General features: G+C 55.4%; 22 protein-coding genes. 11 read left to right on the top strand and 11 right to left on the bottom strand.

What is annotated here, in order from left to right:
• Nucleotides 1-43: 43 nt before the first annotated feature.
• Nucleotides 44-1,063 (top strand): LLM class flavin-dependent oxidoreductase, encoded by a 1,020-nt coding sequence (locus tag CJP46_RS20685; RefSeq protein WP_094597529.1) that lies wholly within the window; start codon nucleotides 44-46, stop codon nucleotides 1,061-1,063.
• A gap of 144 nt (nucleotides 1,064-1,207) precedes the next feature.
• Here the strand turns inward: CJP46_RS20685 and CJP46_RS20680 are convergent, their stop codons facing one another.
• Nucleotides 1,208-2,419 carry an oxalate decarboxylase family bicupin gene (locus CJP46_RS20680; protein WP_094597528.1) on the bottom strand — a complete coding sequence of 404 codons (1,212 nt, stop codon included), beginning with the start codon at nucleotides 2,417-2,419 and terminating at the stop codon, nucleotides 1,208-1,210.
• 231 nt (nucleotides 2,420-2,650) lie between these two features.
• On the opposite strand from CJP46_RS20680, the gene CJP46_RS20675 reads away from it, so the two are divergent.
• Nucleotides 2,651-3,127 (top strand): glutathione peroxidase, encoded by a 477-nt coding sequence (locus CJP46_RS20675; protein WP_094597527.1) that lies wholly within the window; start codon nucleotides 2,651-2,653, stop codon nucleotides 3,125-3,127.
• A gap of 125 nt (nucleotides 3,128-3,252) precedes the next feature.
• Here the strand turns inward: CJP46_RS20675 and CJP46_RS20670 are convergent, their stop codons facing one another.
• Nucleotides 3,253-3,900, bottom strand: a complete 648-nt coding sequence (locus tag CJP46_RS20670) for an SDR family oxidoreductase (RefSeq protein WP_094597526.1) — start codon at nucleotides 3,898-3,900, stop codon at nucleotides 3,253-3,255.
• A gap of 329 nt (nucleotides 3,901-4,229) precedes the next feature.
• Here CJP46_RS20670 and CJP46_RS20665 point away from each other — a divergent pair, with 329 nt between their 5' ends.
• From CJP46_RS20665 to CJP46_RS20645, 5 genes are all read left to right on the top strand, one after another.
• Entirely contained in the window at nucleotides 4,230-6,296 is a 2,067-nt protein-coding gene (locus CJP46_RS20665) for a molybdopterin-containing oxidoreductase family protein (protein WP_094597525.1), read from the top strand.
• A gap of 213 nt (nucleotides 6,297-6,509) precedes the next feature.
• Complete coding sequence (locus CJP46_RS20660; protein ID WP_094597524.1) at nucleotides 6,510-7,736, top strand: MFS transporter; 1,227 nt, start codon at nucleotides 6,510-6,512, stop codon at nucleotides 7,734-7,736.
• A 59-nt stretch (nucleotides 7,737-7,795) separates the two neighbouring features.
• Nucleotides 7,796-8,299: a GNAT family N-acetyltransferase gene (locus CJP46_RS20655; protein ID WP_094597523.1), complete on the top strand. Its 504-nt coding sequence runs from the start codon at nucleotides 7,796-7,798 to the stop codon at nucleotides 8,297-8,299.
• 237 nt (nucleotides 8,300-8,536) lie between these two features.
• The gene (locus CJP46_RS20650; RefSeq protein WP_094597522.1) at nucleotides 8,537-9,322 is read left to right on the top strand and encodes an SDR family oxidoreductase; all 786 of its coding nucleotides are present in this window, start codon (nucleotides 8,537-8,539) and stop codon (nucleotides 9,320-9,322) included.
• Nucleotides 9,323-9,414: 92 nt separating this feature from the next.
• Nucleotides 9,415-10,077 (top strand): MOSC domain-containing protein, encoded by a 663-nt coding sequence (locus tag CJP46_RS20645; RefSeq protein ID WP_094597521.1) that lies wholly within the window; start codon nucleotides 9,415-9,417, stop codon nucleotides 10,075-10,077.
• A 169-nt stretch (nucleotides 10,078-10,246) separates the two neighbouring features.
• Here CJP46_RS20645 and CJP46_RS20640 read toward each other — a convergent pair whose 3' ends face one another.
• On the bottom strand, nucleotides 10,247-10,795 hold the full coding sequence (locus CJP46_RS20640) for a GNAT family N-acetyltransferase (protein ID WP_094597852.1): 549 nt from the start codon (nucleotides 10,793-10,795) through the stop codon (nucleotides 10,247-10,249).
• 93 nt (nucleotides 10,796-10,888) lie between these two features.
• Nucleotides 10,889-11,143 (bottom strand): DUF2164 domain-containing protein, encoded by a 255-nt coding sequence (locus CJP46_RS20635; RefSeq protein ID WP_094597520.1) that lies wholly within the window; start codon nucleotides 11,141-11,143, stop codon nucleotides 10,889-10,891.
• A 268-nt stretch (nucleotides 11,144-11,411) separates the two neighbouring features.
• Between CJP46_RS20635 and CJP46_RS20630 the strand changes: the two genes are divergently transcribed.
• On the top strand, nucleotides 11,412-13,100 hold the full coding sequence (locus CJP46_RS20630; protein ID WP_179281250.1) for a glutamine--tRNA ligase/YqeY domain fusion protein: 1,689 nt from the start codon (nucleotides 11,412-11,414) through the stop codon (nucleotides 13,098-13,100).
• A 168-nt stretch (nucleotides 13,101-13,268) separates the two neighbouring features.
• Here the strand turns inward: CJP46_RS20630 and CJP46_RS20625 are convergent, their stop codons facing one another.
• Nucleotides 13,269-14,507, bottom strand: coding sequence for an MFS transporter (locus CJP46_RS20625; protein WP_094597518.1), 1,239 nt, complete (start codon nucleotides 14,505-14,507; stop codon nucleotides 13,269-13,271).
• A 278-nt stretch (nucleotides 14,508-14,785) separates the two neighbouring features.
• Here CJP46_RS20625 and mobA point away from each other — a divergent pair, with 278 nt between their 5' ends.
• Complete coding sequence (mobA, locus tag CJP46_RS20620; protein WP_094597517.1) at nucleotides 14,786-15,421, top strand: molybdenum cofactor guanylyltransferase; 636 nt, start codon at nucleotides 14,786-14,788, stop codon at nucleotides 15,419-15,421.
• A gap of 137 nt (nucleotides 15,422-15,558) precedes the next feature.
• On the opposite strand, the gene CJP46_RS20615 is transcribed toward mobA, so the two are convergent.
• From CJP46_RS20615 to CJP46_RS20590, 6 genes are all read right to left on the bottom strand, one after another.
• Nucleotides 15,559-18,762: an efflux RND transporter permease subunit gene (locus CJP46_RS20615; protein WP_094597516.1), complete on the bottom strand. Its 3,204-nt coding sequence runs from the start codon at nucleotides 18,760-18,762 to the stop codon at nucleotides 15,559-15,561.
• 43 nt (nucleotides 18,763-18,805) lie between these two features.
• Nucleotides 18,806-19,729: a TetR/AcrR family transcriptional regulator gene (locus CJP46_RS20610; RefSeq protein ID WP_179281249.1), complete on the bottom strand. Its 924-nt coding sequence runs from the start codon at nucleotides 19,727-19,729 to the stop codon at nucleotides 18,806-18,808.
• 272 nt (nucleotides 19,730-20,001) lie between these two features.
• Nucleotides 20,002-20,448 (bottom strand): carboxymuconolactone decarboxylase family protein, encoded by a 447-nt coding sequence (locus CJP46_RS20605; RefSeq protein WP_094597514.1) that lies wholly within the window; start codon nucleotides 20,446-20,448, stop codon nucleotides 20,002-20,004.
• 86 nt (nucleotides 20,449-20,534) lie between these two features.
• Nucleotides 20,535-20,849, bottom strand: a complete 315-nt coding sequence (locus tag CJP46_RS20600; RefSeq protein WP_094597513.1) for a DMT family transporter — start codon at nucleotides 20,847-20,849, stop codon at nucleotides 20,535-20,537.
• Complete coding sequence (locus CJP46_RS20595) at nucleotides 20,849-21,196, bottom strand: DMT family transporter (RefSeq protein WP_094597512.1); 348 nt, start codon at nucleotides 21,194-21,196, stop codon at nucleotides 20,849-20,851. Before CJP46_RS20595 ends, CJP46_RS20600 begins: the two co-directional genes overlap by 1 nt.
• Before the next feature lie 39 nt (nucleotides 21,197-21,235).
• Nucleotides 21,236-21,817: a TetR/AcrR family transcriptional regulator gene (locus CJP46_RS20590; RefSeq protein ID WP_094597511.1), complete on the bottom strand. Its 582-nt coding sequence runs from the start codon at nucleotides 21,815-21,817 to the stop codon at nucleotides 21,236-21,238.
• A 237-nt stretch (nucleotides 21,818-22,054) separates the two neighbouring features.
• On the opposite strand from CJP46_RS20590, the gene cls reads away from it, so the two are divergent.
• The gene (cls, locus tag CJP46_RS20585; RefSeq protein ID WP_094597510.1) at nucleotides 22,055-23,560 is read left to right on the top strand and encodes a cardiolipin synthase; all 1,506 of its coding nucleotides are present in this window, start codon (nucleotides 22,055-22,057) and stop codon (nucleotides 23,558-23,560) included.
• 181 nt (nucleotides 23,561-23,741) lie between these two features.
• The gene (locus CJP46_RS20580) at nucleotides 23,742-24,569 is read left to right on the top strand and encodes an ABC transporter ATP-binding protein (protein ID WP_094597509.1); all 828 of its coding nucleotides are present in this window, start codon (nucleotides 23,742-23,744) and stop codon (nucleotides 24,567-24,569) included.
• Nucleotides 24,570-24,715: the final 146 nt, after the last annotated feature.

Below are 24,715 nucleotides of genomic sequence, written 5' to 3'. Positions count from 1 at the left end.
CCCGGGCTGCAGACAGTCATAAGCAGAAAGGTCTTGATGCGCAATGATCAAGCTTAGCATATTGGATCAATCGACGATATCGGAGGGCAGCAATCCGGTGGAAGCGCTGGCCCAGACGGCGGCCATGGCTCAGGAAGCCGAACGCCTCGAGTACCACCGTTTTTGGGTGTCGGAGCATCATTTTTCCCCGAACCTGGCCGGCTCCAGTCCGGAAGTGCTGATCTCCCATCTGGCGGCGAAGACGTCGACGCTCCGGGTTGGATCGGGCGGAGTGATGCTGCCTCACTACAGCTCTTACAAGGTGGCGGAGAACTTCCGGCTCTTGGAAGGCCTCTATCCGGGCAGAATCGACCTGGGACTCGGACGTGCGCCGGGAGGTATGCCTTTGGCCACCCGTGCCCTTCAGGAAGGGAAAATGCGCGGCGAGGACCGCTACGCCGATCAGATCGACGATTTAATCGCTTATCTGACGGATTCCCTGAGTTCGGAACACCCTTTTGCGGGCCTTCTGGCTACGCCGATGGTACAAACGGTTCCGGAAATGTGGCTGCTTGGCTCCAGCGGAGGCAGTGCCGGGATTGCCGCCATGCAGGGAACCGGCTTTGCCTTCGCCCAGTTTATCAACGGTTCCGGCGGCAGCGATGTGATGCGCTGGTACCAAGAGCACTTCCAGCCGTCAGCTATTTTTGACAAGCCCCAGTCCCTGGTGGCCATCTTTGCCGTATGTGCCGAGACGGAGGAGGAAGCAAACCGGATTGCATCCAGCATGGATCTTTCGCTCATTTTATTGGAAAAGGGCGGCTCGTCCGCAGGGACCCCCTCGGTGGAAAAAGCGCTTGAATATCCGTATACGCAGTATGACCGGATCCGCATCGAGGAGAACCGCAAGCGGATGGTCGTCGGTTCCCCGCAGCAGGTGAAGCGCAGGATTGAAGAGCTGTGCGCGGAATACAACGCCGATGAAGTCATGATCGCCAGCATTACCCATCGTTTTGAGGACAAGCTGCAGTCCTTCCGGCTGATCGCCGAAGCTTTCGGGCTGCCGGACGCGGCCGGACAATAAAGGTACGAACGGGCGAAAAAGGAAAAACGTAGATCGACGTACATTCATAGAAGTCAGACCACACATAGCGGTAGTTTTTCTTGCGATATAAGGAAGCCCAGTCTCCGAAGCATATATTTTCAAAAAAAGACGGCCCCCTGGATGTTACCCATCAGGGGTGCCGTCTTTTGGCTTCGTATAGGTGAAACCGGGGAATTTGACTACCGGCGATTTCTCTTTACGCAGTGCATCCAGCAGATCAGATCCAACGTTCAGGTTTTCCGCCACCAGCGCCCGCGGCGTCAAGGCCATCCACTGGTTCAGCGAAACATCCGCAAACCGGTCGCTTTTGAACATTTCCAGAAACCAGAGGCTGTCTGTTCCGGTATTCTGGATATAGTGTCCGAAGGCGAACGGCACATAGCCGACGTCTCCCGCGCGGACGTTGAACGTGCGGGCCTTGCCGCCACCGGCGAATACGGTCATTCGGCCTTGCCCGGTGAGGAAATACTGCCATTCGTCCTGATTCGGGTGCCAGTGCATCTCCCGCATTGCGCCGGGTTTGATTTCCACCAGTGCTGCTGCCACGGTGCGCGAGATCGGGAAATTGGAAGAATCCACGATCCGCACGCTGCCGCCGGATGTGATGATCGGGGGCTGCGCTAGCAGGCGGTGCGTAAAGGTTTGGGGCACCTCCCCGTAGGGTGAGGTTACCTTTTGGCTGTCCAGCGGACCGGGAACGGGTTCCTGTTCGATGTAAACCTGGCCGTGGGGGATGCTTGCAAACGCGCTTTTCGGAACGCCGAAATTGGCCGAGAGCACCTCCTTGGGCGTGTGGGCGAACCAGTCGGAGATGCTGAGGGTATTGAGATCGGAGAAATGTCCGTCGTCAAAGACGAGCAGAAATTCGCAGCCTTCCTCAAGCCCCTGGATGGAATGGGGAATGCCCGGTGGAAAATACCACAGATCTCCGGGACCCACGTCGGCAATGAAATTGCGGCCGTTCTGGTCCACTGCCGTAATGCGTGCCCTGCCGAGCAGCATAAAGGACCACTCGGCCTGCTGGTGCCAGTGAAGCTCGCGCAGACCGCCAGGGGTGAGGCGCATGTTGACGCCGGCCAGTGTGGTGGCGATGGGCAGCTCGCGAATCGTCACTTCTCTGGACCATCCGCCTTCGTTAAGCTGCATGTGCGTATCGGAGAAGGAAAATTTTAAATTGGGAATCAGACCGTTGTCGGTCTTCGGTGGAACGAGCATGTCGGGATTCTCCATATCCCGAAGCACGTCGCGCGGGCCCTCGTCGGTCGCCCCTTCGCGGCCGCGGATCGGCTGGGGGATCCGACTGCCCGCCTCCGGTCGATCAGATGAATGATTCATGCGTAAGGCTCCTTTTCAACAGTAATCACGCCTTCAGCTACAGGTAAGTATATGAACCGCCGCATGCCGATATGTAGCTGTTCTCCGCCCCTTTTGATTCGCTTGGGGTCGGACTTGCATCGTGGCCACATTGGAGTATCATGGAAAGTGGATCGTAAAAACACAGCCAAGCATCGGGGCAAATAGCAGCAGAATGCCAATTCTATATGAATGATAGAAAGGGGTAATCACATGTCCGTATACCAATTCACAGCAGCCAAAACTTCAGGTCAAGAAGTGTCCCTCCAGGATTATGAAGGCAAAGTGCTGGTCATCGCCAATACGGCCAGCCAATGCGGATTAACGCCGCAGTATGGCGACCTGCAGAAGCTGTATGACCAGTTCAAGGCACAGGGGCTTGAAATCCTTGGATTTCCCTGCAACCAGTTCGGAGGACAGGAGCCGGGAACCAGTGAAGAAGCCGCATCGTTCTGCCAGTTGAATTACGGGGTTCAATTCCCGGTGTTCGCCAAAGTGGAAGTGAATGGGGAAGGGGCTCATCCGCTCTTTCAATACTTGAAAAAGCAGCAGCCGGGCCCGGCCGAAGACGGCGAGATTCAATGGAACTTTACGAAGTTCCTGGTGAACCAACAGGGAGAGGTGGTTGCCCGCTTTGAGCCGAAGGAGTCGCCGGAGGCTATGACAGAAGCCATTCGCGAGTTACTGTAACGCTGCTGGACATCATCCGCAAGCGATACGAAACGATAATGTTTTGACAAAAAGGTCTGTCCCGATAACGGGACAGACCTTTTTGAGTTCTCCTTCGCCACCCGGAATTGGTGCGATGATAACGGTTACTGCCGAACGCCACCGTTCAATTCCGTCAAGGCTTCCTCTACCGGAATATCGCCTTCAAGCAGATCGAACGACTGATAATGGGTCTGCCGGGTTTGCAGCGATACGAGGGCAGCCGCGGCCACATCATCCCTGGATACCCGGCCGTGCCGCTGCAGCTGCGTAGCGGCATGCACCTTGCCTTTGCCAGGGTCGTTCGTCAATCCACCCGGGCGGATAATCGTATAGTTGAGTCCGCTTTCTTCCAGGATGGTCTCGGCCTTGCGTTTGGCCATCAGGAAGGGCTTCAGAAAAGAAGGCATGGCGTCCGGATCCTTCGTGCCCATGGAGCTGATCAGCACAAACCGTGGGATTTGCTCCAGCACGCTCTGCTCAATGAGCCGAACGGTTCCGACATGATCTACATGTTCCGGATCCCCCGAGGCGCCGGCTCCTGCGGCACAAACGACGATGTCCGCTCCTTTCATGCCGTCGGAGAATGTCCCCGACAAGTCCCCAAGGTAACCCTTGGCTCCGGCGGATTCCAAATCCCTGAGGTGGTCCTCTTTACGGACCAGGCCTCTCACGTCATAGCCTGCTTCAACCAGCTTCGATACGATTCTGCGCCCGGTTTGCCCGTTTGCGCCTGCCACAAAAACGGTTGTCATCGTTGATCACCTCTACCGAATGATTACCCCGATGTCGGGGGCGGGAACACAGATTCCGATAGGATTCCAAAAATAAACAAATTCGCCAGGTCAACGTCCGGGGGAACGAAACGTCGACCTGGCGAATTCGGTTGGGAGTGGTCCATGATATATGGCATAGCAGGCAGGCGAACGCGGTTCGTCCACTCTATGCTCCTGTTCTTTTTATACCCGGCGGGCATGGGCGTGAAACAGAAGTCCTCATTTTTCTTTTGCGGATTTCCCCGACTCGCTTTAAGATAGAAATACAAGCATATACAGACATCATATAGAGGGAGATGGAGCGGGAGATGATCGAGCAAGAAAACGGCGTTTTTCCTGCGGTGTGCCCGCTGGATTGCCCAGATACCTGCGGCCTGCTGCTGCACAAGGAGAACGGTAAAATCGTCAAAGTGACCGGCAACCCGGATCACCCGATCACTCAGGGTGCGATCTGCAACAAGGTACGAAATATGACGGAGCGGGTTTATCATCCGGATCGGATTCTGTATCCGATGAAGCGGACGGGGCCCAAAGGGGAAGGCCGGTTTGAACGGATCACCTGGGACGAAGCGGTGACGGAAATTACGCAGCGCTTTCGGGGGATTATCGCGGAGCATGGCTCCGAAGCGATACTGCCCTACAGCTTTTACGGCAATATGGGCATTCTCAGCGTCGATGGCATGGACCGGCGTTTCCTCAACGCGCTGGGTACAAGCCGTTTGGACCAAACGATATGCAACTCCGCCGGCGGCGCCGGCTGGAAATATACGATGGGCTTCGGCGGCGGGACAACGCCGGAGGATACCGAATATGCCGACCTGATTCTGGTCTGGGGCGGCAACATCATCAGCACGAACATGCATCAAGTCGTGATCGCGGAGAGAGCCCGCAAGCGCGGGGCCAAGGTGGTCGTGATCGACGTGCACCGCAACCGTACGGGACAGTGGGCCGACTGGTTTGTTCCGCTGTATCCGGGAACGGATACGGCGCTCGCACTGGGCATGATGCACATCCTGTTCCGCGATGGGCTGACGGACGGCGGGTTCATGGCAAAGTACACCGTCGGCCATGAAGAGCTGCGGGAGCATGTGAAATCGTACACCCCGGCGCGCGTATCCCAGATTACGGGCATTCCGGAGGAGGATATCGAGAAGCTGGCCCGCATGTACGGGGAGGCGGAGTCTGCCTACATCCACATCGGCAACGGCCTGCAGCATCATGACAACGGCGGCATGAATATCCGCAGCATCGCCTGCTTGTCGGCCCTGACCGGCCACTGGCTGAAGCGGGGCGGCGGGGCGGCCAAGTCCAACGGCGGCTATAATGCGATGAACAGCGAAGCGCTGGAGCGGCCGGATTTGCGGCCGAACCCGGAGGCACGCAGCATCAACATGAACCGGATCGGTGAAGCGCTGGCCATGACGGAGCAGCCGATCAAGGCACTGCTTGTCTACTGCAGCAACCCGCTGGTCGTCGCGCCGGATACGGCACGGGTTCAGGCCGGATTTGCCCGGGAGGACCTGTTTACGGTCGTGCATGACCTGTTTATGACCGATACGGCGAAATACGCCGATATCATTCTGCCGGCGACCTCATCCTTTGAAAGCACGGACTTGTTCGGGTCTTACTGGCATCAATATGTTCAGATCCAGGAGCCGGTGATTCCCGCCCTCGGCGAGAGCAAGAGCAACGTGGAGCTGTTCTCCCTGCTGGGCCGGGCGATGGGCTTCGATGAAGAGGCCTTCTCCCAGACGGAGGAGCAGATGATCGAGGAGGCGCTGAATTATCCGGACAATCCTTATTTGAACGGAGTAACCCTGGAGTCGCTGAAGGAACAGCGCTTCGTGAAGCTCGACATGACGCCGAAGCAGCACTATTTGGACCGGCTGCCGACCCCTTCCGGGAAAATCGAGCTGTATTCCGAAGCGATGAAGCAGGCGGGACTGCCGCCGCTGCCGGAGTATGTCCCGCTCAAGGAAGGCTACGACGGGCAGCGCCGCCCAGCGGCAGGGGAGAGCTTCCCGCTCATGTTCATTTCGCCGCCAAACCATAACTTCCTGAACTCCACCTTCGCCAACGTGGAGAAGCATCAGCGGCTGGAGAAGGAGCCGGCGCTGCAGATCCATCCGGAGGACGCCGCCGCACGCGGTATTGCCGATGGGGATCCCGTCTGCGTCTACAACGAGCGGGGACGGTATGAGCTGAAGGCCATGGTAACGGATAAAATGCTTCCCGGCACTGTCGTAAGCCAGGGATTGTGGTGGGATAAGGGCGGCCGCAGGCAGCGGGCGAACGCCTTGACGCCAGACCGCCTGGCCGACATGGGCGGCGGAGCCACCTTCTTCTCAACCACTGTCGAAGTAAAGCGTCAGTGAAGGTCATTGCGGGATGACACAATATGATAGATACTGTCATGTGGGACGGTGGACATAACGATAGATTGCTACAGCCGTCAGCCGGCTCTACGCTTGGCTGGCGCCTGCCGGAGAGCCCCCTGGGGCTTTCTTTTTTTGTCCGTTGTCTGCCGGATCTGAAGCTGGGCATATTGCCCGGGTTCATCACACACAGCTGCACAGGAGATTCCTACAATGAAATTTTTGCAATCCTATCCAAGGGAAGTTCAAATATTTTTGGCGGCCAGCCTGATCAACTCTGCGGGCGGGTCGCTGATGTGGCCGCTCACGACCATGTATGTGTTTGAAAAGCTGGGCCACTCGATGGCCGACGCCGGCCTGGTCATCATGATCCAGGCGCTGGGCGGTATCATCGGTCAGCTGCTCGGCGGCGCGCTGTACCACCGGGTCGGGGTGAAGCGGCTCATCGTCGGATCACTCGGCCTGAATGCGCTGGGGCTGTTCGCCCTGCCTTTCATCAGCCCGTATTGGTACCTATATATGGTTCTGATGGGCTTTATCGGCTTCTGCAACGCCGTGTCCATGCCGGCGATTCAAGCGTTCATCGGCTACCGCTTTGCCGACCGGCGGGGCGAGCTGTTTAACGTCGTGTATGTCGCCAACAACATCGGCGTTGCCCTGGGAACGGCGCTGAGCGGATTCCTTGCGGATCTGTCCTACGACCTGACCTTTGTTCTGAACGGGGTCACTTCTGCGGTCTTCGCGATGTTTTTCCTGAATTATCTGGGCCGGCTCGACAAGGAGCAGGGACCGGTTCATCTGCAGAAAAAGGACAAGCCCGAACATGCCGACGGCACATGGTCCCTGCTTTGCAATAAGAGGGTTTACCTGTTCATCGGCATCGGCTCTCTGTTCCTCTGGCTGGGGAACTCGATCTGGAACACGGGCGTTTCCCCGTTCATCATTTCGGAGGGCATGCCGAAGCGGGCCTACGGCTTCCTGTGGACGATGAACGGCATTCTTATCTTTGTCGCCCAGCCGCTGACGAACTTGATCAAACGCTGGTTCGCGCGGACCTCGTCGGCCCAGATTACGGCCAGCGGCCTCTTTTACCTGGCGGCTTACCTCGTCTTTGCAGGTCTGCACAATTATCCGGGCATGGTCATGGCCATGGTTTTGGCGACGCTCGGAGAGATGCTGATTTCGCCGGCGATACCAGCCTTTATTTCCGATCATGCCTATAAGGCGGCTCCGTTCTACATCGGTTTAACCGGGGGGATGGGGGCTGTCGGAAGAATGGCAGGACCATATGTTATGGGAATACTATACGACAACGGAGGACTGATGCCGGTGACCTGGCTGGCGATTGGGGTAGCGGTGCTGTCGGTCGTGTTCTTTGTGACGCATGCGGTGCGCAACCGGCAGGCGGAGATGGAGCTGGCCGAATCCTTCGGAAGCTGACGGTGACTTGAGAACCCCAAACCAAGTCCTAGTTTATAATCAATCGAGGTGAAGCTGTTATGCGATCCGAACATCGTGTTTTGACCATCCGCCTCTCTGAAATGAGGGACGCTCAGGCGCTGATGGATATCGACGCCCTCGTGTGGAACGAGTTGACCGCTCCGGAGCCGCTCCGCTGGGCCTCCCGGGAAGATTATCTGCGTCATTGCCCGCCGGGTTCCCAGTTGGTGGCCGTGGTGGACGGCGTGCTGTGCGGATACATCGGATTCCGTCCGGCTACGGGGCTTTCCAGCAACAGCCATGTTTGTGAAATCAACATTGCGGTTCATCCCGATTATCAGCAGGAGGGGATCGGATCCAGGCTGATCGAGGCCGGAAAGCAATGGGCGCAGGGGCAAGGGAAGAGGAAGCTGAGACTGCGTGTTCTGTCCTCCAATCCCGGGGCCATCGCCTTTTACCGCAAGTGCGGATTTGTGCAGGAGGGCTGCCTGGAACGGGAATTTTGTATCAGCGGCCGTGATGTCGATGATATTTTGATGGGCTGCTTTCTGGCACGCCCCTAATGGGGCTATGGGGCTATCCGTCCTAGAAAATTCCATGATATTACATTTTTTGTGCATAATTAGTCAATCTGCCCGATATAAAACGGTACAAAAGGGACTTTCACTCGGTGGAGGTTCCTTTTTATAATATGATTATCCGGTTGTCATCAGCAGCATTCAAGAATTCGAATGGTTTCATCCCCGAATGATCAGTTTATAAGGGTATAGCAGAATTTTTAGAAGAGGGGTCATAAGAGAATGGATCTTCATCTTGAGGGTAAAAAAGCGCTTGTCATTGCATCCAGTCAAGGACTGGGCAAAGCGATCGCCGCTGAACTGGTGCGAGAAGGAGCCGATGTCATGCTGGTCAGCCGCAGCGACGGCAAGCTGGAGGCGGTACAGCAGGAGCTGCAGAAGCTCGGCAGCGGCGTGGTGGAATATTATGCGGCGGACATTACGATTCCGCATGAAGTGGAAGCAATGGTGCGTTATACGGCCGAAAAATTCGGCCGCATCGATATATTGGTCAATAACGGAGGAGGTCCGTCTCCGGGAACTTTCGAAATGCTGACGGACGAAGACTGGGAGAAGGCCTTCCAGCTGAACCTGCTCAGCTATGTCCGGATGATCCGGGAGGTGCTCCCGCATATGAAGGACCTCGGCGGGCATGTCGTCAATTTGACGTCCACCTCGATCAAGCAGCCGATTCCGGGCCTCATTTTGTCCAATACCTTCCGCAACGGCGTAGCCGGCATGAGCAAGTCTTTGTCCCAGGAACTGGCTCAATACGGAATTTTGGTGAACACGGTGGCTCCGGGGCGGATCGAGACCGACCGGATCATCCAGCTGAACGAATCGAATGCGGAAGCGAAGGGTGTCAGCGCGGAAGAGATCATGGAGCAGTCCCAGAGCGAAATTCCGCTCGGACGGTACGGAACGCCTGAGGAATTCGCCAAGGGCGTCGTGTTCCTGTTATCGGGTGCCAACACCTATATTACCGGAACAACCCTTGTCATTGATGGCGGGTTGGTACAGGCTCTCTAAGGGGCATCTCAGCCCCTGTAAGATTCTTTTGTCCCGGCACACCCCCATCTGCTATGATGGAAGCATGATGGTCAATTTGGAGGGAAGCCGCAATGAATCAGGTAGATACCGCTTACCGGATCGTATCGGTTAACGTCGGCAAGCCGATGACGGTAGAGTATATGGGCAAACCGCTCACGACCGGTATACATAAGCGCCCGATAGAAGGAGAAGTGTTCGTCGGACGCACGCAGATGGACGGGGACGGCCAAGCCGACTTGAAAAATCATGGCGGACCGGACAAGGCCGTGTGCGTCTATCCTGTGGAGCATTACGCATATTGGGAGCGGGAGCTGGGTATTTCGATGGAGTGCCCGGCCTTTGGCGAGAATTTGACCGTTTCCGGTCTGCTGGAAGAAGAGGTTTGCATCGGCGATATTTATGAAATCGGCGGGACGGTCATGCAGGTCGCCCAGCCGCGATTTCCCTGCTTCAAAATCGCCAGCAAGCATGGGGTGACCGACTTCCCGGCACGGGTGCTGGATACCGGGTACAGCGGGTTTTATCTCCGCGTGCTCCAGGAAGGGATGCTGGACAGCCAATCGTCCATCGTCAAGCGTGAATCTCACCCGGACGGCGTGACGACGGTGGCTGCGGTTTTACGCCAGCTGGCGCTGGGCCGCAAACGGGCGGATCGGGACGAGATCGCCCGGATGCTTCAAGTGGAAGCTCTCGCTCCTAATGTGAAGGAGCAATTTAGTAATTGGCTGGCTTAACCGGACATGCTTCGGCTAGGCCGCCGACAGCCCAGTTTATCAGCGGTGGCACGTCTTGACATCGCTGAAGTGATCGCTGCATCGTACCGCAAAATGCCGCCGCTTCCTGTCCGTTGGGCCAGGAGCGGCGGCATTTTGTCTGTTTTGGGGGAAGGGGTTTCAAAACGGGCTATCGAATCAGCTTCCATTCGCTTTGCACCATCCCATAGACGGCGTGATTTACGTAACCTTGGGGCAGCTTCTCCGCCTCGCGGACGATTCCCTCGAGAACGAACCCCAGCCGTTCGGGGATCGCGCGGCTGCGGTTGTTGCCCGTTGCACAGCGGATCTCGACCCGGTTGAGATCCAAGTCCATCAAGGCATAATCGACGAAGGTCCGGCAGGCGCTGGTCATGATGCCATTGCCTTCAAATTCCTTGCCCAGCCAGTAGCCGATGCTGACGGAGCGGTTGTTCCAGTCGATCTGATGGTAGCTGATCAGACCGGCGATTTCATCGTTTACCCAAATGCCGGCGGTAATGCCGCCGTTTTCGGCCCCCTGCTTAATGGCGTTTTTCACAAAATTGGCCGTATGCTCCACTTCGCGGATGGCATCCACCCAAGGGAGCCATTCGCGCAGCCGGTCGCGGGACCGGTCGGTCAAGTGAAACAGCGGGCGGGCATGCTGCAGCGCCAGGGGCCTGAGCTCAATTTGGTCATCAAGTGCGTATGTAAACATCAGTGAATCCCTCTTTCTTTTCCCAAGATCGGCGAAATTGGCGGCCAGCTTATAGATGTAACCAACCATGTGTTTTCACTTCTCCCCTCTTACTTAACGGGACGGTTTAGCCTTTTGTTCCAATGCGTATATATCGTCTTCCAGGGATATCATTCTCTGGCTGACCACATGGCGGCAGTCGCTCAGCGCCTGGTTGTACACATGCGGAGCGATGTGCGACATGAAGAAGTCCAGCACACCGTCCGCTCCCAGCTCACCGATCGCTTCCCCGCGTTCATTCTCGAAAAACTGCTGGATCTGCTGAATCGCCTGGTCCCGCTGTTCTTTCGTCAGCTTCATCGATCGCATATGTTTTTAGGCCCCTTTCGGCTTTTATTTCCATGCTACCTTATTCCTCAAATGGCGTCAAAATGGTATTAGCCCCAATTTTCATGTTTATCCCTGGATTGGGGAAGGATGTAGAAGGCTTCGCGATCACGTAAAAGGGGAGAGAGGCGCGAATGATTGAACTCTCCCGGCATTACAGGTATATTTATATGAAACGAGCTTTATACAGAGAATAAGATGGACGAAGTCTATCTGTAGAGAAGACTTTATGGATGAAAGGTTGATAACTGTGGAGAAACCAAGCACTCCCTCCAATTTTATTAAAAATGTCATAACGGAAGACCTGAAGTCGGGCAAGGTTCAGAAAGTGGTCACCCGCTTTCCTCCGGAACCGAACGGCTATTTGCATATTGGGCACGCCAAGGCGATCTGGATCAATTTCGCGCTGGCCGGCGAATTCGACGGCGCGACGAACCTGCGCTTTGACGATACGAACCCGCTGAAGGAAGACGTGGAGTACGTCAGATCCATTGAAGAAGACGTGAAATGGCTTGGATATGAATGGGCGGAGAAGCGTTATGCATCGGACTATTTTGATGAGATGTACAACCGCGCGGTGCTTTTGATTAAAAAAGGCAAGGCGTACGTCGACGATCAGACGGCCGACCAAATCCGCGAGACGCGCGGCACGCTGACCGAGCCAGGGCAGAACAGCCCTTACCGCGACCGAAGCGTGGAAGAGAACCTCGAGCTGTTCCAGAAGATGCGCAGCGGCGAGTTCAAGGATGGGGAGAAGGTGCTTCGCGCCAAGATCGACATGAGCTCCCCGAACATCAACCTGCGGGACCCGGTCATTTACCGGATCGCGCACGCTACGCATCACAACACGGGGGACAATTGGTGCATTTATCCGATGTATGCCTTCGCCCATCCGGTGGAGGACGCCATCGAAGGCGTGACGCACTCCCTCTGCTCGCTGGAGTTCGAGGATCAGCGCCCGTTCTATGATTGGGTCATCCAGGAATGCGAAATGGAGAGCACACCGCATCAATACGAATTCGGCCGCCTGAATTTGGCGCAGACGCTGACCAGTAAGCGGAAGCTGAAGCTGCTCGTGGACGAGAACATCGTCGACGGCTGGGACGATCCGCGCATGCCGACGATTTCCGGACTTCGCCGCCGCGGCTACACGCCGGAAGCGATCCGGAATTTCGTGTACGAGACCGGCATCTCGAAGAGCCAGGGCCTGGTAGACCTGCAAATGCTGGAGCATTTCATCCGCGAGGACCTCAAGCTGAAGGCTCCGCGGACGATGGCGGTGCTGCGGCCGCTGAAGGTGGTCATCACCAACTATCCGGAAGGCCAGGTGGAGTGGCTCGAAGCAGAGAACAATACCGAAAATCCGGACATGGGCACGAGGCAAATCCCGTTCTCGCGCGAGATTTACATCGAGCAGGACGACTTCATGGAGAACCCGCCTAACAAATATTTCCGTCTGTTCCCGGGCAATGAGGTTCGGCTGAAGAATGCCTATTTCATTAAATGCCATGACTTCGTGAAGGACGAGAACGGCCAGGTGACGGAAATTCACTGCACCTATGATCCGGAGACGAAGAGCGGCACCGGCTTTACCGGCCGCAAGGTCAAGGGGACGATTCACTGGGTAGAAGCTTCGCATGCCGTACCGGCCGAGTTCCGCCTGTACGAGCCGCTGATCAAGGCGGAAGAGACGGATGCCCCAGCCGAGGAGAACGAAGGCGAAACGCCGGTGAAAAGCTTCCTGGACGAAATCAATCCGAACTCCCTAGAAGTGCTGCACGGCTTTGTGGAAGCGGACATGAAGAATGCCCAGCCGCAGGACAAGTTCCAGTTTTTCCGGCACGGATATTTTAACGTGGATTCGAAGTATTCGGCACCCGGACAACCGGTATTTAACTTGGTCGTTTCCCTGAAGAGCTCCTTTCAACTGCCGAAATAAGGCGGGAGCGGTGCAGGAACCAATGCGTAGGACCGGGAGCGATCGAATGATATCATTAAAAAGCCAGCCGCAGATGCAAATCATCCAGCGGCTGGCTTTTCATTTAGGCTTAGCTTGCTTTAGTTCTCTTATGTTCCAGACTGGCCCGGTAGATCGGATCCAGCTTCTTTAGAACGGTGTATCATCATCGCCGGCAGGCCCGGTTGCGGCTCCGGCAGTATCCGCATGGGTATGATGCTGCACGCGAATCCAGTACCACATAATCCCGAAGCCGGCAGCGCCGATGAGTGCCAGCATCTCGCCAATCTTGTACATGGCCGCGCCGCCGAAGTTTTGGAACAGCCAGCCGCCGGCCAGGCTGCCGATCATGCCGGAGATGCCGCCCCAAGTGAGCGTGTATAGCGCCTGAGCGGGTCCGCGGAAGGGAGCCGGCGTCAACAGGCGGACCACCTGGGTTCCGACAAAGAAGAAACCGCCGAAGGTGATGCTGTGCAGGATCTGAATCACGGCGATTTCGACCGGGTGCGTGGCGCCGGCCATCAGCTGCCAGCGCAGGACGAACAGAAGACTCACCAAGGAGAGGCATCCCACAAGCGTGGATAATTTACGCCTTAGATATCGATTGAACAGAATCAGCACGCCGATCTCCAGAATGGATGACAGGAAGACGGCCAGTCCCACGACCGTTTTCGATCCTCCCAGTTCCGTTATGTAGAGCGACATAAACGTATTGTTCATGAAGGTCGGGACGGAAACGGCCATCCCCAGAACGATAAAAGCGATAAAATAACGGTTCGCCGCAAATTTGCCGAAGCCCCGAAGGCGCATCGGCGGCGTCTCGGAAGTCCGTTTGAGCGGAGGCAGGAGCAGGACGGACACGATCGCCAGGACGAGAATTCCCGTAAATACAAAGGAAAGGCGGGAAATTCCGATCCGGTCGAGGAAGAGGCCGGCCGCCACCGCCGTCACCGCCCAGCCGATGGAGCCCCACATCCGGAACGCGCCGAACCGGTGCGGCTGATCCGGAATATAGCCGAGAATCAGCGTGTTGCTCTGCGCAAACATCGGGCTTTGAAAGAAGAAAAATAGCATCATGGCTACATAAATCATCGTAAACGTATCGGCATGAAACACAAATTGAGTCAGCAGCAGGGTACCCGCCATCATGAGAAGCAGACTGCGCTTGGTATCCTGCAGGCGTTCACTGGCAAACGTCCAGACCGGATTGGCCAGCAGGGAGATCAGCGGCCCCAGTGCCATCAGGCTGCCGATTTCCAGTTTGTTCATTCCCGCATCCTGCAGGTATAATTGAAAATAGCTGGTGAATATCACCATGGTGCCGTAGATTAAAAAGTTGAACGCCTTAAGCGACGTTAACGAAGACGGCTTGCTTACGTTTTCCTGCACGCTAGCACATTCCTTTCCGGCCGTTTGCTAATATATAGATTGAACTGAAGTTCTGCGTTGTAATCTTCCGATGATCCGTTTCGTGCGCGAAATTTGAAATTCTTCTGTTCATTCCATATCGTAAGCGGCGTTTTAAAGACTGCCAATCCCACTTTATCATTTGTTGAAAAGGGATACAAACCAACTTTTGAGAATTAAACCATAATTTATTTGGCCGTACTTTAAATGTATGAAAAATAGGACCTAAGTTGCCTACAAGCGCATGTAACGGAGGGGAGATGAGACGAACGATGATGAATATGACCGGAATCCTGCTGGCCGGGGGCCGATCCAGCCGAATGGGTACCGATAAAGCATTGCTGAGCGTGAACGGTGAAGCGGTGATCGAGCGGGTCATCCGCATGATGTCGCCGGCTGCTTCAAGCATCCTCATTTCGGCCAATGATGACGAAAAATATGCGTTCCTGGGCAAGGAAGTGGTTCATGACCGTTATCCGGGGCAGGGTCCCCTGTCAGGGCTGGATGCCGGACTGCATGCTGCAGCCACGCCTTGGAGCATCGTTACGGCTTGTGATTTGCCTTTTGTAACGAAAGAGGTCTTTCATCTTCTGGCACGGAAGGCAGGAGAAGCGTTAGCGGCTCCGGAGGATGAGGACGGCTTGCAGGCCATCGTCCCGGTATCGGGAGGGCGCATTCAACCGCTGCTGGCCGCCTATCATTGCAGCGTCATGCCGTCCTTGGAGCTGTGCTTATCATCCGGCCAGCTGCGCCTGACGGGATGGCTGGATCAGCTGAAGGTGCGCTATGTCTCCGAAGAGGAGCTGGTCCAAGAGCTGGGGCCCGGTGCGGACAAGGTCTTCTATAATATGAATGAACCGGCAGACTACAAGCGTGCCATGACGGGTCTTTCTTAAAACAGGATTTTTGTAATTTGCCTGTATAATCAGATTTTATGTATGGGTTAGGTTTCGGGGCAAGCCGAAGCGACATAGAAAAAGGACGTGCTTTTTCCCTTTCAGGGAAAGAAGCACGTCCTTTTGTTTTAGAAGAATTAATCTTCTAGTTTCGGTTTGCGGAATTTCATCAGGAACTCATACACAACCGGTACGATAACCAGCGTCAGCAGCGTGGAGCTGACCAAACCGCCGATAACCGTGATGCCGAGACCTCTGGAGATGATGCCGGCACTGTTCTCCAGTCCCGATACGAGCGGCAGCAGGGCGCCGATGGTGGCGAGCGCCGTCATCAGAATCGGACGGAGACGGGTGGCTCCGGCTTCCAGCAGCGCTTCGCGCGTCGACAAGCCTTCGCGTTCCTTGTGAATAACCCGGTCGATCAGGACGATCGCGTTGGTAACGACGATACCGATCAGCATCAGGGCACCCATCAGGGCGGATACGTTCAGCGTCTCTCCGCCGATCCAGAGGCCGACAAGTCCGCCAATGATCGTAAACGGCAGGGAGAACAGGATCGCAAACGGCGCCAGGCCGCCGCCGAAGGTCACGACGAGCACGAAGTAGACGATGGCAATCGCCGCAGCCATGGCCAGGCCGAGCTGAGTGAACGTATCGTTGATCTGCTCGGTGGTGCCGCCGAATTTAACTTCAACGCCGTCCGGCAAATCGATCTTGTCGATTTCCTTTTGCAGGTCCGAAGAAGCCTTGCCGACGTTGGAGGTGACGATGTTGGCCGAAACATCCACGACCATTTTGCCGTCGTTGCGGGTGATCGTATCCGGCGACGTGCCTTTTTCCACTTTGGCAACGTCTTTAATCGGAACGTTCATGCCCAGCGGCGACTGAACCGTTTCGTTCTCAATGTCGTTGATGCTCTTGTATTCCTTGTTGTCGGTTTCGATATAAACTTTGTAGTCTTTGTTGTCGACCGTCACTTCGGTCAGCACCGGACGCTCGCGGACCGGGCTCAGCTTCATAGCGATTTGGCCGGCCGTCAAGCCCATCGAGCTGAGCTTTTGCTGATCCGCTACGATCGTGTATTGGTCGTACGCTTTGGTAAGGCTAGATTTTGCCTTTTCAAAATCTTCCGTGTCCGCTTGCACCAGTTTCAGGATTTGCTCGGAGACCGGCTTGATATCGTCCAGGCTGTTGCCGTAGACGCTGACGCTGAGCGAGCTTCCGCCCATGCCGCCGGACATGTCCATAACGTTCCATTCTCCGGTGGACACTTGTTTCTTCAAACCTTCTACGAGGTTCTTCTTCACGTCCTCGAAGTCTTTCGTATCTTTGTTGTACTCTACATAGAACAGACCTGAGTTGGACGACGAGCCTCCGGCCAGCGGATTGCCGCTGCCACCGACGGAGTACTGCATCTTGTCAATGTTCGGCTGGCTCAGAATATATTTCTCAGCCTCAAGTGCACGCTTCTCTACGGTTTCCAGCTGAGCGCCAGGTTCCGGAGAGTAGGTCACCATTACGTATTTGTCTTCCTGGTCCGGCAGGAAGCTGGTGCCGATCAGCGGTGTCAGGAAGAAGCTCGCCACGAGCAGAATGACCGCCGATCCGAACGTGATCAGTTTGTGGGACAAGGCCCAGTTCAGAATCCGCTGATAGCCGCGGGCCATCCGGCCCGGCTTGTCGTGATCATGCTGCTTGGAGGCTTTGATGCCCTTCTTGAACAAGCTGTGTGCCAGCATCGGCACGAGTGTGATCGCTACGAGCAGGGAAGCCAGCAGAGCGAACACCATCGTGAGCGCAAACGGCAGGAACAGCTCGCCGACCATGCCGGTGACGAATGCCAGCGGCAGGAAGACCGCGATCGTTACGATCGTCGAGGACAGGATCGGAACGAACATTTCGCGCGTCGCTTCGCGGATCAGTTCGCGTCCGCGAAGCTTCTCTCCGCTGCTGGTCAAGCGGCGGTAAATGTTCTCGATGACGACGATGGAGTCGTCGACGACGCGGCCGATCGCGACGGTCATCGCGCCGAGCGTCATCATGTTGAGCGTAATATCGAGCCGCCACAGAATCAGCAGGGCGATCAGCAGCGACAGCGGAATCGACAGGATCGAGATGATCGTGGAGCGAATGTTCCGCAGGAAGATCAGAATGATAATGACGGCAAAGAGCGCGCCGAAGACCGCTTTATCCAGCATCGTCGCCACGGAGTCTTCGATCGGTTTGCCCTGGTCGAGCAGCACCGTAAGCTCCATGCCTTTGAACTGGCCTTCGAGGTCTTTGGCTTTGTCCTTCACGGCATTGACTACGTCCACCGTATTGGCGTCATTGTCCTTGACGATCTGCAGGCCGATCGAGGCCTTGCCGTTCGTGCGGGACACCGACTCCGCGCTGCCGACCACCTTGATGTCGGCGATATCGCTGAGCTTCACCGTCGGAATGCCGGTCGGAACGCCGGCTTGGCCGCCTTGGACGGAAGCCGCAGCTCCCCCGGCATTGCCTCCCGGTGCACCGGCAGCGTTGCCTGCGCCTGCTGCGCCGGCACCTTGTCCGGCCGCGCCGGCATTGCCGCTCTGTCCTTGCGCACTGCCCGCTCCCGGCGTGACGGGGATCGTCAGATTTTTCAAATCATCGAGCGTCGTAATATTGCCGTCCACGACAACCGCTTTGGAGGACTGCTCCAGATTGAACAGACCGAGCGGAACCCGTACGGAAGAGCCTTGAACGATGCCCTTGACGGTATCTTCGGACAGGCCGAGCTGAGCCATCTTCTCTTTATTAAATGTCAGCTGGACATCCTTCACATATTGTCCGGATACGGAGACCGAAGCGACGCCCGGAATTTTCTCCAGTTCAGGCACGACTTCGTTCTCAATGTTTTTGGTCAGACCCTCCAGGTCGCTCGAGCTGTCGGATGCACTGAGGGATACGACCGGAAACGAGCTCAGGCTGAACTTGGAGATCGTCGGCTTCTGGGCGCCGTCAGGCAGCGTCACTTCGTTGAGCGCTTCCCGAACAGCAGCCGTGGCCTGATCCAGGTCCGTGCCGTAATCGAATTCCATGGCGATGTTGGCTGCGTTCTCCATGGACGTGGAGGAGACGTTCTTGACCCCGTCCACGTTCTGCAGGCGCTGTTCCAGCGGGATGGTAACATCCTTCACGACGCCTTCCGGCGCCGCTCCCGGATAGACGGCGGTCACGCTAAGGAACGGGATGTTGATGTTCGGAATCGTCTCCTGCTTCATCACCAGTCCGCTGTACAGGCCGGCAGCGGCGACGATGACCGTCAGGATCCAGATGGCGAATTTATTGTTCAAAGAAAAATTAATAATGCTCTTCATTTCGCAGGTTTCTGCTCCTCTCCGTTATATCTCTTGCTCACGTTCAGGTACAATCGGTTCTTGAAAACACGTACAGCTTGCAGATTTCTTTCAGTTCGCGGCTCAAGGAGCCAAGCTCGGGCACGCTTTCCAGGTTGGCGATCATGCCGGCCAGGATGGCCTTGCGCGGTTCGATGTCCCGGAACTCCTTATCGATGATGTCGATCGATTCCTGAGCCAGGTCCCGCGCCGGACCTTCCGGCAGCTTGTCCTTCAATAGGTCCCGCATCTGCTTGGTAATGATCAGCGGATGCCGCAGGTTTCCACCGGATCGGTCCTTCAGCTTCTCCGTCCACTCGGTCCATATTTCGGGGGAAATGAGCGGATCCCGCTGCGACCGGACCATGCCGCCGACGACTTCGTCCAGCAAATAGACGATATGGTCGGCAACCCGCCGGATATTCAGCGGCAGACCCGGAATAAACAGCGTCCGGATATATCCGTCGAGAAGGCCCACCACAAACATGGTAAGGTCCAAAGTGTAGGGATACACGTCATCCCCGTAAATTTGCTCCAGCTTGTTTTTAAACCAGTGGATGCCGATGATTTGCTTTTCGCGTAAATGCTTGTGGGACGGAAGCTTTTTTCCCGAAGCATGATGATCCTGAATCTGCGCCACCAGAAACTCGCGGAGCTCCACGAGCAGATTCAGCACGACTTCCAGCTGTTTCCGCAGCTGTTCTTTGGGAGTCAGAAGGTGTTCCTGTTCCACCTGCATGACGCTGTCCCGGATCAGGCCCTCACAGTACAGGTAGATGCTGCTCTCCAGATCCTCCTTGGATTTGAAGTGCAGATACAAGCTGCCTTTGGACATGCCGCAGTATTCCGCGATTTCCTGCATGGAGGTGGCCGAAATCCCCTTTGTGGAAAACAGCTGCAGGGCGGTCTTCAGAATCTGTTTTTTCTTGTCCGCCAATTTCTCAGACAAATTCACCTTCACTCCTTTCTGACACATCGGTTCTCAAATTGACCTCTTAGTCAGAACGATTATATTACAAAGCGAAGGCCGTTTCAAACAGCCGGGCACTCTTTACAAAAAAAGGCACCTTCCTGGTTGTAATACGCAGGAGGGTGCCTGTTCGGCTTCACATTTATAGGGAATGAATATGGCAAAATTGTGACGGTTTCGATGGCCATGGAATAATCCCCCACAGCAAAAAGGGAGCCGTTGATCGGCTCCCTGATCCAGCAATCATGATTTTAACCCATGCAGCCCGGAAACATGCCGGTCGAAATGGCCAAACGGTTCCAGCAGTTAATGGCGTTGATCGCCATCAGCAGGTCTACGATTTCTTTCTCGTCAAAATGTTCTCTGACCCTGCCGAACACCTCATCCGGAACGCCTGCCTCGGAAATTTTCGTCACGTATTCCGCAAGCTCCAGCGCAGCGCGCTGCTGCTCGGTGAATACGGGAGCTTCCCGCCATACGCAGACCAGCGTCAGCTGCTCCTGGTAATCTCCCAGCTTGAGCAGGTCCTTGCTGTGCATATCCAGACAGAACGCGCATCCGTTGATTTGCGACACCCGGATTTTGATCAGCTCATAGAGCACTTTGTCGATCGAACTGCCGTGGGCAAACTGCTCAAAGGCGAGCATCGCTTTAAAAGCCGGCATATTGGCGTCCCGGTAATTGAATCTGATTTTCATCGATAACAGCCTCCTTTAGGTTCATTCACTAAGAAGACCGATCTGGGACGGAATTTGTGACACCATTTCATAAAAAACAAAAAAAATTATGAGATCAGCTTCAAACCTACCGCTGAGGCCAAAATCATGGCAATAAACAGAATTCGCCGCCATTCCTTGGGCTCGCCGAACAGAAACATGCCGGCCAGGGTACTGCCGACCGTGCCGATGCCGGTCCATACCGCATACGCCGTTCCCATCGGAATCGAGTTCATGGCGTAGGACAGCAGGGAAAAGCTGAGCGCAAAGGACAGGATCAGCATGACATATGCCGGCATTCCTTTCTTTTGCGTGACGCCCTTGATCCCGATGACCCCGAACATTTCGCACAGACCGGCGATGACGATTGCAATCCAAGCCATCAGTGATTCGCCCCCTTTTGTTCCTTGCCGTCTTTGTCGGTGACCAGCTTAAGGCCGATCACTCCGGCGAGAAGAACGAGAATGAGCAGTATCTTGGGCCAGCGGAACGGTTCGCCGAAGAACAGCATCTCGGCGACGACGGTGCCGGCCGTTCCCAGGCCGGTAAACACCGCGTACACCGTTCCGACCGGCAGATGGTTCGAAGCGTCAATAATGAGAACGAAGCTCGCGATGATGGCGATGACGGTAAGAATCCATTCGAGCGCATTGTTCGAGTGCTTCAGGCCGGACACCCACAGCACTTCCACAACGCCCCCGATAATAACAAAAAGCCAGTGGCGATTCATGATTATCCTCCTTTGATGTCCGTTAGGATGCCACTTGCGTCAAATATGATGAATGCCCGCCCAGTATACGGGCCATGCGGCCGCCAGCCTGCGCTGCGACCCCTCCAGCCCGCCGCACACCATTTCGATCAATACGCCGTCGATCAGCGTCATGTAAGCCACAGCGGCCCCGTCCGGATCTCTAACCGGCAGCTGGCCGGTGGAAGCGTGGTGGCGCATAACGCGGATCATCCGCTTTTCCATCGAATCCAGAAACGGAAAGACCAGCTCCATCACCTGATCATGCAGCGAGGATGGCGGAAAGTAGGACATGCGCAGAACAAACTTGGTTTTGCTGCTCCGGGTGTACTCCTCCTGGAGATACTCCAGCAGTCCTTTAAGCCGCTGCTCGAGCGGCTGGTCCTTCAGGCTGATATAACGGCGGATAATCCGGGTCCCCTCCTCGTCGAGGGCGCCCTTCAACGTCTGCAGGAAAAGCTCATCTTTCCCTTTAAAATGCGCGTAGATGGACGGCTTTTTGATGCCGACTTCCTCGGCTATTTTTTGCAGGGACGCTCCTTCATATCCATCCTTGGCAAAATGCGATAATGCAGTTTTGAGCAGTGTGCGTTTGGCGTTCATATCATCGACTCCTATTGGCTACCTAACGGTCGTTAGGTGTTATTTTTTCACAGGATGCAGCCATTGTCAAGAAAGATGGGTATCCTAACATCAGCATGCATGGAATTTTCAGGCCAGCTTGTCCATTCGATAAAAATTCGTAGGAAGTTTGAACTTGTTCATGTAAAATATACCTTATGGGTTTGGACGATGACCATGGATATGCATGTTTTTAATGATACTTAAGAGAGGTAACATATGAGACGGGGAATACAAATTGTTATCATTGCCGCCATATTATTTGCATTTTACTATTTTGGGTTCGGCGTGTTCGGCAAAACCGCGGGAACCATTGTCAGTATATTTTCAACGCTCACCGTCGTGTCGCTCGGGTTCATGATTTTTATGGAGAACCGCAATCCGTCTTCGACGATGGCCTGGATTTTATTGCTCGCCCTGATGCCGGTGGTGGGTCTGTTCTTCTATTTGCTCTTCGGGCAAAACTACTTCAAACGGCGCAAATTCGATAAAAAAGCTGAGCAGGACCTCAGAACGTATGACCGGCTGGAAGAGAAGGGGGTGCGGTTTCATCCGGATCTCTCTTCCTTTAACCCCATGCAGCAGCAGCTGCTGCATCTCTCGCAGCGGCTGGCGCGGACTCCGATTTCTTTCTCTAGCGATACCAAAGTGCTGACCAACGGGCAGGAAACCTTCTCCACCCTGCTGAAGGAGCTCGAGAAGGCCAGGCATCACATCCATATGGAATATTACATCTATCGCGCCGACCATATCGGGACACGGATTCAGCAGATTTTGATCGAAAAGGCCAAAGCCGGCGTGCAGGTCCGTTTTATGTATGACGCCTGGGGAAGCATGCAGCTGCCCAAATCGTTCCTGCGGTCCATGGAGGAAGCCGGGGTTCAGGTCGTCGCATACGGAAGCTCCAAGGCATTCTTTCTCTCCCGGGTCAATTTTCGCAACCATCGTAAAATCGTCGTGATTGACGGCAAAGTCGGCTTTATCGGCGGATTGAACGTCGGGGACGAATACCTGAGCCGCAATGCGGCGTACGGCTTCTGGAGAGATACGCATATGCGCGTCAGGGGCGAGGCGGTTCGGACGCTGCAAATTATTTTCCTGCAGGACTGGCTCTATATGACCGGGGAAAAGGTGCTGGACGCCGAATATCTGTCTCCCGAGCTGGCGGAGAGCAGCGGCGGCGCCGTGCAGATTATCCCGAGCGGACCGGACAACGACCGGCGTACGCTCAAAAACATTTTTTTCTCGATGATCACCTCGGCGCAGAAATCGGTCTGGCTGGCAACGCCTTATTTTATACCGGACGACGATATTCTGACGTCCCTGCGCGTGGCTGCGATGTCGGGGCTGGACGTGCGCATCCTTTTTCCGTCCAAGCCGGATAAATGGCTGCCGTTCCTGGCCTCTCATTCGTATTTCCCGTCGCTGCTCGATGTGGGCGTCAAAATTTTCGAATATGAAAAAGGGTTCCTGCACTCCAAGCTGCTGATCATTGACGGCGAGGTGGCGACGATCGGGACCGCGAATATGGACATGCGCAGCTTCCATTTGAATTTTGAAGTGAACGCGCTGCTGGTACAGACCGAGAGCGTGCAGCGGATCGTGTCGGACTTCGAACGGGATTTGGTGTATACGAAGCAGATCATTCCCGATAAATTTAATAAGAAAAAAATACCGGAGCGCTTTTTGGAATCCCTGGCGAGGCTGTTATCCCCTTTGCTGTAGCGGCTTTGCGGCGGTATGAAGCGGGTAGTAAAGTAACTGTGGGCAGGGCTGTGAATGGTTGACATTCCAGCGCCCGCCCATTATATTGGTGATAATGATTCTCATTATTGTGGACGGACGTTATTAGACGGTTTTAAATCATAAATCATAGGATGGACAGAATCGGGGGGTTACGGGAAAGATGACGCTATTGCAAACGGAAGCACTGACGCTGGGGTACGGGGATACCGATATTATTAAAGACTTGCATTTGGACATTCCCGAAGGCAAAGTTACGGTTCTGATTGGCAGCAATGGCTGCGGCAAATCCACGCTGCTTCGCTCCATGGCGCGTCTCTTGCGCCCGAAGAGCGGGTCGGTTCTGCTCGACGGCAAGGAAATCCATCGGACGTCGACGAAGGAAGTTGCCCGGAATATGGCTATTCTGCCGCAGGGGCCGACGGCTCCTGAAGGCCTGACCATCCTTCAGCTGGTGAAGCAGGGGCGTTATCCGCACCAATCGTGGCTGAAGCAGTGGAGTGCGGAGGATGAGCGTCTGGTGAACGAGGCGCTGGAAATGACGGGCCTTACCGATCTGGCCGACCGCGCGGTCGATTCCTTGTCCGGCGGACAGCGGCAGCGGGCCTGGATCGCCATGACCTTGGCGCAGAATACCGACCTGATTCTGCTTGACGAGCCGACGACATACCTGGATTTGAGCCATCAGATCGAGGTGCTGGATCTGCTGTATGAGTTGAACCGTGATCAGGGACGGACGATCGTGATGGTGCTTCATGACCTGAACCTGGCCTGCCGTTACGCCGACCATATGATAGCCGTGAAGAACCAGGGCGTCTATTGTGCCGGCGCACCGGAAGACGTGCTGACGCCGAAGATGGTCAAGGAAGTGTTCTGCATGGATTGCATGATTGCGGAGGATCCGATCTTCGGAACGCCGATGTGCGTACCGCATGGCAAAGGACGCTTATGCGGGGACCGGTGCAAGCTGTCGGCGGTTTGCGAAGCATAGAAATACGGATCCGTAAGCCGGGGATTCACTTAAACGGTAAGATAACAAGATAAATGTATAAACGAAGGCGCTTCTGCATAAACAGAAAGCGCCTTTTTTGCGTCATATGAGAGTACGGACTACGGATGGATCAGAGACCATCAGGA

Source organism: Paenibacillus sp. XY044, assembly GCF_002257645.1.
In the GTDB taxonomy this organism is placed as follows: domain Bacteria; phylum Bacillota; class Bacilli; order Paenibacillales; family Paenibacillaceae; genus Paenibacillus_AQ.
The sequence above is the reverse complement of the archived record's forward strand: the minus strand, read 5'-3'. Positions and strand labels throughout refer to the sequence as shown.

Bases quoted from the DNA above. Each gene is read 5' to 3' on its own strand.
- CJP46_RS20685 (WP_094597529.1), top strand. From the start codon at position 44: ATGATCAAGCTTAGCATATTGGATCAATCGACGATATCGGAGGGCAGC.
- CJP46_RS20680 (WP_094597528.1), bottom strand. From the start codon at position 2,419: ATGAATCATTCATCTGATCGACCGGAGGCGGGCAGTCGGATCCCCCAG.
- CJP46_RS20675 (WP_094597527.1), top strand. From the start codon at position 2,651: ATGTCCGTATACCAATTCACAGCAGCCAAAACTTCAGGTCAAGAAGTG.
- CJP46_RS20670 (WP_094597526.1), bottom strand. From the start codon at position 3,900: ATGACAACCGTTTTTGTGGCAGGCGCAAACGGGCAAACCGGGCGCAGA.
- CJP46_RS20665 (WP_094597525.1), top strand. From the start codon at position 4,230: ATGATCGAGCAAGAAAACGGCGTTTTTCCTGCGGTGTGCCCGCTGGAT.
- CJP46_RS20660 (WP_094597524.1), top strand. From the start codon at position 6,510: ATGAAATTTTTGCAATCCTATCCAAGGGAAGTTCAAATATTTTTGGCG.
- CJP46_RS20655 (WP_094597523.1), top strand. From the start codon at position 7,796: ATGCGATCCGAACATCGTGTTTTGACCATCCGCCTCTCTGAAATGAGG.
- CJP46_RS20650 (WP_094597522.1), top strand. From the start codon at position 8,537: ATGGATCTTCATCTTGAGGGTAAAAAAGCGCTTGTCATTGCATCCAGT.
- CJP46_RS20645 (WP_094597521.1), top strand. From the start codon at position 9,415: ATGAATCAGGTAGATACCGCTTACCGGATCGTATCGGTTAACGTCGGC.
- CJP46_RS20640 (WP_094597852.1), bottom strand. From the start codon at position 10,795: ATGTTTACATACGCACTTGATGACCAAATTGAGCTCAGGCCCCTGGCG.
- CJP46_RS20635 (WP_094597520.1), bottom strand. From the start codon at position 11,143: ATGCGATCGATGAAGCTGACGAAAGAACAGCGGGACCAGGCGATTCAG.
- mobA (WP_094597517.1), top strand. From the start codon at position 14,786: ATGAGACGAACGATGATGAATATGACCGGAATCCTGCTGGCCGGGGGC.
- CJP46_RS20615 (WP_094597516.1), bottom strand. From the start codon at position 18,762: ATGAAGAGCATTATTAATTTTTCTTTGAACAATAAATTCGCCATCTGG.
- CJP46_RS20605 (WP_094597514.1), bottom strand. From the start codon at position 20,448: ATGAAAATCAGATTCAATTACCGGGACGCCAATATGCCGGCTTTTAAA.
- CJP46_RS20600 (WP_094597513.1), bottom strand. From the start codon at position 20,849: ATGGCTTGGATTGCAATCGTCATCGCCGGTCTGTGCGAAATGTTCGGG.
- CJP46_RS20595 (WP_094597512.1), bottom strand. From the start codon at position 21,196: ATGAATCGCCACTGGCTTTTTGTTATTATCGGGGGCGTTGTGGAAGTG.
- CJP46_RS20590 (WP_094597511.1), bottom strand. From the start codon at position 21,817: ATGAACGCCAAACGCACACTGCTCAAAACTGCATTATCGCATTTTGCC.
- cls (WP_094597510.1), top strand. From the start codon at position 22,055: ATGAGACGGGGAATACAAATTGTTATCATTGCCGCCATATTATTTGCA.
- CJP46_RS20580 (WP_094597509.1), top strand. From the start codon at position 23,742: ATGACGCTATTGCAAACGGAAGCACTGACGCTGGGGTACGGGGATACC.